Source organism: Burkholderia sp. E168m23 (genome assembly GCF_016586125.1).
Taxonomy (GTDB): Bacteria; Pseudomonadota; Gammaproteobacteria; order Burkholderiales; family Burkholderiaceae; genus Burkholderia; species Burkholderia orbicola.
In genome coordinates this window covers 1-8,059 of the sequence record NZ_BCPP01000224.1, presented here as the reverse complement: position 1 = coordinate 8,059, position 8,059 = coordinate 1, and the positions used below count along the sequence as shown (strand labels likewise).

General features: G+C 62.7%; 9 protein-coding genes. 4 read left to right on the top strand and 5 right to left on the bottom strand.

The window, feature by feature from the left end:
- Positions 1-543 precede the first annotated feature (543 nt).
- Positions 544-1,200 carry a GntR family transcriptional regulator gene (locus tag JMF90_RS13955; protein WP_011695030.1) on the top strand — a complete coding sequence of 219 codons (657 nt, stop codon included), beginning with the start codon at positions 544-546 and terminating at the stop codon, positions 1,198-1,200.
- Here the strand turns inward: JMF90_RS13955 and JMF90_RS13950 are convergent.
- From JMF90_RS13950 to JMF90_RS13930, 5 genes are all read right to left on the bottom strand, one after another.
- A complete protein-coding gene (locus tag JMF90_RS13950) occupies positions 1,191-2,450 on the bottom strand; it encodes an ArgE/DapE family deacylase (protein ID WP_011549775.1) in 1,260 nt (419 codons plus the stop codon). The genes JMF90_RS13955 and JMF90_RS13950 overlap by 10 nt on opposite strands.
- A gap of 85 nt (positions 2,451-2,535) precedes the next feature.
- Positions 2,536-3,273, bottom strand: coding sequence for an amino acid ABC transporter ATP-binding protein (locus JMF90_RS13945; protein ID WP_011549776.1), 738 nt, complete (start codon positions 3,271-3,273; stop codon positions 2,536-2,538).
- Entirely contained in the window at positions 3,251-3,940 is a 690-nt protein-coding gene (locus tag JMF90_RS13940; protein ID WP_011549777.1) for an amino acid ABC transporter permease, read from the bottom strand. Before JMF90_RS13940 ends, JMF90_RS13945 begins: the two co-directional genes overlap by 23 nt.
- Entirely contained in the window at positions 3,940-4,608 is a 669-nt protein-coding gene (locus JMF90_RS13935; RefSeq protein ID WP_011549778.1) for an amino acid ABC transporter permease, read from the bottom strand. Before JMF90_RS13935 ends, JMF90_RS13940 begins: the two co-directional genes overlap by 1 nt.
- A 5-nt stretch (positions 4,609-4,613) precedes the next feature.
- The gene (locus JMF90_RS13930) at positions 4,614-5,438 is read right to left on the bottom strand and encodes a transporter substrate-binding domain-containing protein (RefSeq protein ID WP_011549779.1); all 825 of its coding nucleotides are present in this window, start codon (positions 5,436-5,438) and stop codon (positions 4,614-4,616) included.
- 164 nt (positions 5,439-5,602) lie between these two features.
- Here JMF90_RS13930 and JMF90_RS13925 point away from each other — a divergent pair, with 164 nt between their 5' ends.
- The 3 genes from JMF90_RS13925 to JMF90_RS13915 form a co-directional block, all read left to right on the top strand.
- On the top strand, positions 5,603-5,890 hold the full coding sequence (locus tag JMF90_RS13925; protein ID WP_027806284.1) for a (2Fe-2S)-binding protein: 288 nt from the start codon (positions 5,603-5,605) through the stop codon (positions 5,888-5,890).
- Positions 5,883-7,307 (top strand): NAD(P)/FAD-dependent oxidoreductase, encoded by a 1,425-nt coding sequence (locus JMF90_RS13920; RefSeq protein WP_011549781.1) that lies wholly within the window; start codon positions 5,883-5,885, stop codon positions 7,305-7,307. Before JMF90_RS13925 ends, JMF90_RS13920 begins: the two co-directional genes overlap by 8 nt.
- The coding region (locus JMF90_RS13915) for an FAD-binding oxidoreductase (protein ID WP_201325169.1) at positions 7,304-8,059 on the top strand (756 nt) is incomplete at its 3' end. The genes JMF90_RS13920 and JMF90_RS13915, both read left to right, overlap by 4 nt.

Below are 8,059 nucleotides of genomic sequence, written 5' to 3'. Positions count from 1 at the left end.
CGTTGAGCAAGCGCGGGAGCCGACCATGCAGCCAGCCGGATTGGTGACACTGACGATGCGCGAGCTGGACCGATTCAAGGCCATTCAGGACGTGGCCGACGGCAAGCTCAAGCCGCGGCGTGCAGCGACGGTTGGAGTTGACGACACGGCAGATTGAGCGTCTGGTATTGCGCCGCTATCGTGCTGCCGGCGTGGCGGGGTTGGTGTCAGGCAAGCGCGGGCGCATCAACTGCCTGCTGGAAAGGCGCAGCGGGCGCTGGCATTGCTACGCGGATTTCGAGGATCGTGCGCCGGCCTGCACATTACTGGTGTTCATCGACGATGCAACCGGACGGCTCATGGCGCTGCACTTCACGGCGAACGAGTCGACCTTCAGCTATTCAGGGGAAGGCTTCAGGCGGATGAAGTTGTGTGCCATGTACCCATCAACAGGGACGGAGACGGAAATCATAGGCGTCACGTGGACGTTTCGGTTGTTACTGCATGACCAACCAACACGTCGACCGTATACAATACATATACCGAAAACCATCTGCGAGACACATGACTGCGCCCGCCCCGACCCATTCCGAGAAACTCGGCGAACTCGCCTACCAAGCGTTGCGCCGCATGATCCTCGACAAAGCGCTCAGAAGCGGCGGCCCAGTCGTCGAAGGGCGCCTCGCCGAGGAGTTGAACATCTCGCGCACGCCGATGCGCGAAGCGCTCCTCCGCCTTGAAGGCGAAGGCCTGCTGGTTCGCTCTGGCGCACGTTCATACTCGGTTCGCCTCGTCAGCGCGCAAGAATACTTTCAGGCAATGAAGGTGCGAGAACTCCTGGAGTCCGAGGCCGTCGCACTCGCAATCGGCAAGATCGACAAAAAGCAGATTCATCAGCTCATCAAGAAAATCAAGTCGCTCAGCAGCGGCCAGCAGGAACAGGCACATTGGGAAGTCGACGACCAGGTGCATACGCTGATGGCCCGCGCGAGCGGCAACGATGTGCTGGCACGAACGATCGAACTCGTTCGAACCAACAGCCGGCTATTCGAGTTGGTCACGCCCTTTAATCGCATCGAGGACGATCGCGCCGAACACCTCGCGATTCTCGAAGCCTATCTGACGGACGACGCACAGGCAGCGCGCGCCGCCGTGCGTACCCATCTTCAAAATCTCCGCCGCTACGTGCTCGAGCGTCTGGCCGAAGGCACCTATGGTTGATTCGACTCGTGCGTCGGACTCGCGAGCAGGTCCTGCAGCGCCAACGCGACCGTTTTCGTCGCGATGCGCAGGTCCTCGATTGCCACGCGCTCGTCGGCACGGTGGCCGTTCGCTTCGAGCAGCGTGCGCGGGCCCGCCCCGTAAATGACCGTCGGAACACCTGCTTCGCAATACAGGCGTGCATCCGTATAGAGCGGCACGCCTTCCGTCGGGATATCGTGACCGAACACCTCCTTGGCCGCCCGCTGGAGTGCAGCGGACAAGCGCTCTGCGCCATCGATGGCGCGCAGCGGCGACGTCACGAGAACTTCGCGAATCTCCACGTCGATGCCGGGCCAACCGGTGACTGCCATGCCGATCAGCGTCTTCAGCTCGCTCACCACGTCGTGAGGCGATTCCTCCGGAATGACGCGCCGGTCGAGCCGGAACGTCACCTTGTCCGGCACGACGTTCGTATTGATCCCCCCTTCGATCAGGCCAACCACGAGCGTCGGATGCGAAATGCCGGGCGTCGTCGAGCGGATCTCGCGCAGTGCGTTCCGATGGGCATAAAGCGCACCGAGTACCGCAGTAGCCGCTTCCAGCGCATCATGGCCCGTATCGGGCCGTGCAGCGTGCGCCGACTTGCCGCGCACCGTCACCTCCAGATGCACCGCACCGTTATGTGCGGTCGTGATCGAATACGAGAAGCCCGCACAGATCGCATAGTCGGGCTCCACGATGCCCTGCTTCAAGAGCCAGGCGGGACCGACCAGGCCGCCGGTCTCCTCGTCGTATGTCAAATGAAGTTCGATCGTACCGGCCAGCTGCGCACCGCTATCGATCAGCGCCTTGAGCGCGAACGCATACGTCGCGAAATCGGATTTCGATACGGCGGCGCCGCGGCCGATCATCCAGCCGTCCCGGATTTCGGCACCGTACGGATCCGCACTCCAGCCGTCGCCCGGGGGAACGACATCGCCATGCGCGTTCAGCGCCACGACCGGGCCGTCGCCGAAACGATGGCGAATGACGAGATTGGTCGCGCTGACCATACCGGCCGCCATGACCTCAGGCGCGGGCACCGAATGCCGCTCCACGGTGAAGTCCAGTGTCTCCAGCCAGTCGGCTGCCATGTCCGCATGTGCGGCGCAGTCGCCGGGTGGGTTGTCCGACGGCTTACGCACAAGTGCGGCAAGAAAATTGACCTGCGTGGCAAAATTTCGATCGATCGTGTCGAGCAGCGCTGCTGAAAGCAACTTTGCATCCATTTGCAATTCCTTGAATGGCAGTGAACTACCGCGCCGCTGCACCAGCGGTGCACGACGCGAACGTGATTTCCGGCGCCGAACCGGCTCAATGGCGCAGAATCTTTCCCACGAATTCGCGCGTCCGTGATTCTTGCGGGGCATCGAAAATTGCCTGCGGCGACCCGGACTCGACCACCTGTCCGCCCGCCATGAACACCACTTTCGTCGATACCTGCCGGACAAAGCTCATTTCGTGCGACACGATCACCATCGTGATGCCGTCTCGCGCCAGCGCGTGGATCGTATCGAGCACTTCGTTGACGAGTTCCGGATCGAGTGCCGCGGTCACCTCGTCCAGCAGCAACAGCTTGGGTTTCAGCGCCAGCGCACGGGCAATCGCGACACGCTGCTGCTGTCCGCCGGACAACTCGTCGGGATAGGCATGCAGCCGGTGAGCGAGACCGACGCGAGTGAGCAGCTCCGTTGCTTCCCGTTCAACCTGCCCGCTCGGTCTGCCGCGAATCTTCGTCGGCGTGATCATCACGTTCTCGAGCGCAGTCATGTTCTGAAACAGGTTGTATTGCTGGAACACGATTGCGACATCCGTGCGCAAGGCGCGCACGCGCTCGCGGCTGGCGTAATCGATTTCGCGCCCATCGAGCAGCACGCTGCCCTGCGCGAGCGGCAGTAACCCGAGCAGCACGCGCAACAACGTGCTCTTGCCCGATCCGGACGGACCAATCAGGCTGACGACCTCGCCTTTCTCGATGGAAAGATTGATGCGTTCGAGGACGGTATGAGCGCCATACGATGCTTTCAGATCAACGATTTCGAGTTGCGGCAAGGCTCTTCTCCAGATGCTTTCCAAAACGCGACAGCGGGTAAGACATGGCGAAATACAGCAACAGAATCGCGCCGTAGACGAGACCAGCGGAAAATCCCTTGTCGTTGAGCACCTTTCCGGCGGACGTCAGTTCCATCACGCCGATCTGCGAGGCCAGCGCGGTATCCTTGATGAACATGACGAAAAAACCGAACGTCGGCGGCACGATCACCCGCCAGGCTTGCGGCACAACCACGTACCGCAGCATTTTCAAGTAGCCGAAATTCAGCGTGACGGCCGCCTCCCGCTGATTGGGATGAACGGATTCGAGCCCGCTTCGAACGATTTCGCCGAGATACGCCGACGCAATCAGGCTTACGCTGACGAGCGCGACCGCAAATGTCGACAGCTTCGCGCCGCTCGACTGGCTCGCGAAAAACACCAGCATCAATGTGACGAGGAATGGTATACGCCGGAACACGAGGCAATACGCGAACAGCAGCGCTCGTGCAGGTGCCAGCGCGCGGGTGCGCGTCACCCGGACCACGGCGACAGCGAACCCGACGGCAAAGCCCGCGGCACACCCGACGGCGGAGAGCACGAGGGTCGCAACGAAGCCTTGTACCAGCAGCGCGGCGTTGTAGTAGGAGAACAGATGGCGCAGTTCCGACGCGGCAGTATCGACCATCAAAACACCTTTATCTTCGCTCGGCAGGCATACCGCCCAAATGCCGCGAGCGCGAACGTCGCAATCAACGTGATCGCGATGTACATCACCGCCGCCACGCTAAACGCCTCGATGGACAGATACGTCTGCGAACTGAGATTGAACGTTCGCCCGGTCAATTCCTCGACACCGAACACCGATGCCATCGAAGTCCCGAGCGTCATCATGATGAACTGGTTCGACAACGGCGGAAACATGACTTTCAACACATGTGGAAAGATGACGTAACGCACTATCTGCGCGGTCGAAAACCCGAGTACCTCTGCCGCCTCGATCTCCGCTCGACGCACCGACGCAAAACCGGCACGCTGGATTTCGCACAGGTAGGCGCCTGCATTGAAGGTCGCGCCGATCAGCACCGCCGAAAACGGGCTCAGCGTCACGCCGACTTCCGGCAGCGCGAAGAACAGGAAGAAGATCTGGACGAGCTGCGGCGTGTTGGTCGCGAACATGACGTAGGCGGCGACGACTCGCCTTAGCGATGCCGGCCCGTAATGCAAAATGGACGCGCATACGACGCCGATCAGCATGCCGAACACGAACGCGAGCATGGCGATCTGCAGGCTCAGCCATGCACCTGCAAGCAGATACGGCCACTGTTCGAGGATCGGGGCGAACTGAAGTGCCATCGTCGTCACTTTGCGGCGGTCATAGGCGCCGCAGTCGGATCGTGCAGCATCGGGCCGCCGAACCAGCGCTTCCAGCTGGCCGCGACGAAGCCCGTTTTATGCAGCGTGGCGATTTCCTTGTTCAAACGTTCGGTCAGCGCAGTATTCCCCTTTCGGATACCGATGCAATCGTAGTCGACCTCGATCGGTGAATCGACGACTCGCCATTTCGTCGGATAGTTCTTCGTATAGCTCAGCATGAAATCGAGCACATCGATCAGCGCATCGGCACGTCCCTGGGCAATCGCACGCACCGCGTCCGGGTAGTTGTCGAGCAACAGCAATTGCGCCTTGGGCAACTGTTCCTGGATCAGCTTTACCGGCGTCGTGCCGCGAACCTGTACCAGCCTGACCGAGGGATCGTTCAGTTGCGTGTAGTCCTTGAACGTGGTGGCCTGCGTCGTCAGGACGCCCAGCACCTCGGTATTCACCGGATCGGTGAAATCGATCACCTTCAACCGGTCCGGGTTGCGGGTCATGCCGCCCATCACGGCATCGATCTTGTCGGCCATCAGGAACGGCACGCGATCGGCCGATCCGACGGGAACGATCTCGAGCTTCACACCGAGCGCATCGGCCAGCTTGCGGGCAACGCTGACATCGAAGCCGTCGATCGTATTCTTCGCGTCGTACAAACCGAGCGGCGGCAAATTCGGATTGATACCGAACACGATCTTCTTTGATTCGAGGATTTCTTGCAGTGAACGCGCGTGGGCCGGGAACGCGCCGATCAGCGCGACAGCGGCGAGGCCGGCGGCGAGAAGACGGCTCAGGATGATCGGAGGCTGCATGGAAAGCTCCTAACGGTACGGGTCGGGTTGCAAGGATTCGGGCTGGAAACGCTCGCCTCGAAGTACGATTTTTTTGGCGATTTTGCGTATACGAATCGTATACGTTAGTATCAAATCATCGCCCAAATTTGTTGTCAAGCAACGCTGTGCAACCGGAGAACGTCATGCGAAACGAGATCGCGGATCAGGCTGCCACGGTCGAATTCTTCTTCGACGAACGAAAGTTCACTGCCCGCGCGGGCGAATGCGTCGCGGCGGCCCTGTTCGCCGCCGGCGTCAAGACGCTTCGCAAGAGTCCCCGCCTGCTTCAGCCGCGCGGCATGTTCTGCTTGATGGGGTCGTGTCAGGAATGCCTCGTCATGGTCAACGGCGAACGCTTGCTCGCTTGCCGCACGACGGTGACGGCGGCACTGCGCGTTCGGTCAGTTCCGGAGGTCTACGTCCATGACTGATTTCGATCTGGTCGTGCTGGGCGGTGGACCGGCCGGTGCGAACGCGGCGCTTGCCGCAGCCGGGGCAGGATTGAAGGTGGCGCTATTCGACGAGAATCGCGCGATCGGTGGACAGGTCTATCGAGCGCCGGTCGATCCGCGACCGGTCGACGGTGACGCGGAGCGCGAGGACGGCGACGCATTGCGAGCAGCCGTCGAAACGAGCGACGTGTCCGTATTCACCGATCATGCGGTGTGGTCGATCGGCGGCAACTACCGTATCGACGCAGTCGGACCGCGCGGCCTGGTTCAATGCAACGCGCGCGCACTCGTCGTCGCAACCGGCACGACGGAACGCGTCGTGCCTTTCGACGGCTGGACGACGCCGGGTGTCATCGGTCTCGCCGCCGCAACCATTCTGCTGAAATCGCAGCACCGGCTGCCCGGGCGAACGACGCTCGTGGCGGGATGTGGGCCGCTGCTCGCCGCCGTCGCGGCGAAAACGATCCTGAAAGGTGGCCTGGTCGTCGGGATAGCCGATCTGGCAGGACATGCGGACTGGTTGCGCACGCTACCATCGATGTCGGGGCGCTCTGGCCTGTTGCGCCAGGGTTTCGACTGGTGGCGTGTCATCCGGCGTGCCGGGGTACCGATTCATTCGCGTCATACCATCGTGCGCGTCGAGCCGCACGGCGAGCGCCTGCTCGCCACGCTGGCCCGATGCGATGCTGCCGGACGTCCGATCGACAACGCGCGCACGACGGTCATCGCCGACTGTGTCGCGGTCGGCCACGGCCTCACGCCTTCCACCGATGTGACGCGCCTGCTCGGCGCGTCGCACCGCTATTCCCGCGACGCCGGAGGATGGATTGCCAGTGCCGACGATGACGGCCGGACATCCCGGTCCGGCCTCTACGTCGCGGGCGACGCGGCCGGGATCGCCGGTGCGGCAGCAGCCGCCATTCACGGAAAACTCGCCGGCAATGCCTGCGCGCTCGACTTGTCGACGCCCGATGTCGCGCGCGGGACCGAGCGGCTCGACAGTTTGCGCCGTGCATATCGGAAAGCGGCACGGGCCGGTCGTGCCATGGCCCGTCTGATGGCCCTGCGGCCGGGCCAGGTAGACGCGATCGGTGCAGATACGATCATCTGTCGTTGCGAAGACGTGCGACGTAGCGAGATCGACGCTGCGATCGACGCCGGTGCACTCGACATCAATCAGTTGAAGGCCTGGACACGCTGCGGCATGGGACCGTGCCAGGGGCGCACCTGCGGCGACATCGCTGGCGAATTGCTTGCAAGCCGTGCGGAAGTCGGAACACGTGAAGCAGCCGGCTGCCTGACCGCGCGCGCGCCGTTGCGGCCCGTTCCCATCGGCGCACTCACCGGGACGTTTTGCTATGACGACATTCCGATTCCGCAGGCTGCACCGCTATGAAAGCGATACCCCATCGTATCTCCGGCCATTACGACGCTGCCGTGGTCGGCGGCGGCGTCATGGGATGCACGACCGCCCTGTTTCTGGCCCGTGCCGGGATGCGCGTCGTACTGCTGGAACGGGATGCGCTGTGTCGAGCCGCGTCGGGCGTCAACGCCGGCACGCTGACGCTGCACATGACGCGAGCCGCCCTCGTTCCCTATGCCCTCCGCGCGTGGGACATGTGGATGCATGCCGATACCTGGCTCGGCGGCGGCGTACTCGCGACGGCTGCGGCGGGACTGTCGCTCGCGTTCACCGATGCCGAATGCGCGCTGCTGAGGAAGCGGGCCGACGCGCGCCGTCAATACGGCGCTGCAATCGATCTGATATCCGCCGCTGACGCGTGCGGGATCGAGCCCGGGCTCAATCCCGCCGTGCGCGAGGCGGCATTCTGCGCGACCGACGGCTTCGCGACCGCCTATCTGACGGGGCGCGCCTATCACGCAGCGTTGCGCGAGGCGGGGGTCGAGATTCTGGAGCAGACGCCAGTCACGCACATTGACCGCGCGAATGGCCGTTATCGCCTGCACGGCCCGGACAGCGCGGTGTCCGTCGATGCGACGCGTCTCGTGATGGCCGGCGGCGTATGGCTGGAGCCCCTCCTCGCGTTGCTCGACATTCACATTCCGGTCAAGACGCTCGTCAATCAATTGATCGTCACCGAACGGATGCCGCCGGTGATGCGCTCAGTGTTGAGCATCGCAAACGGG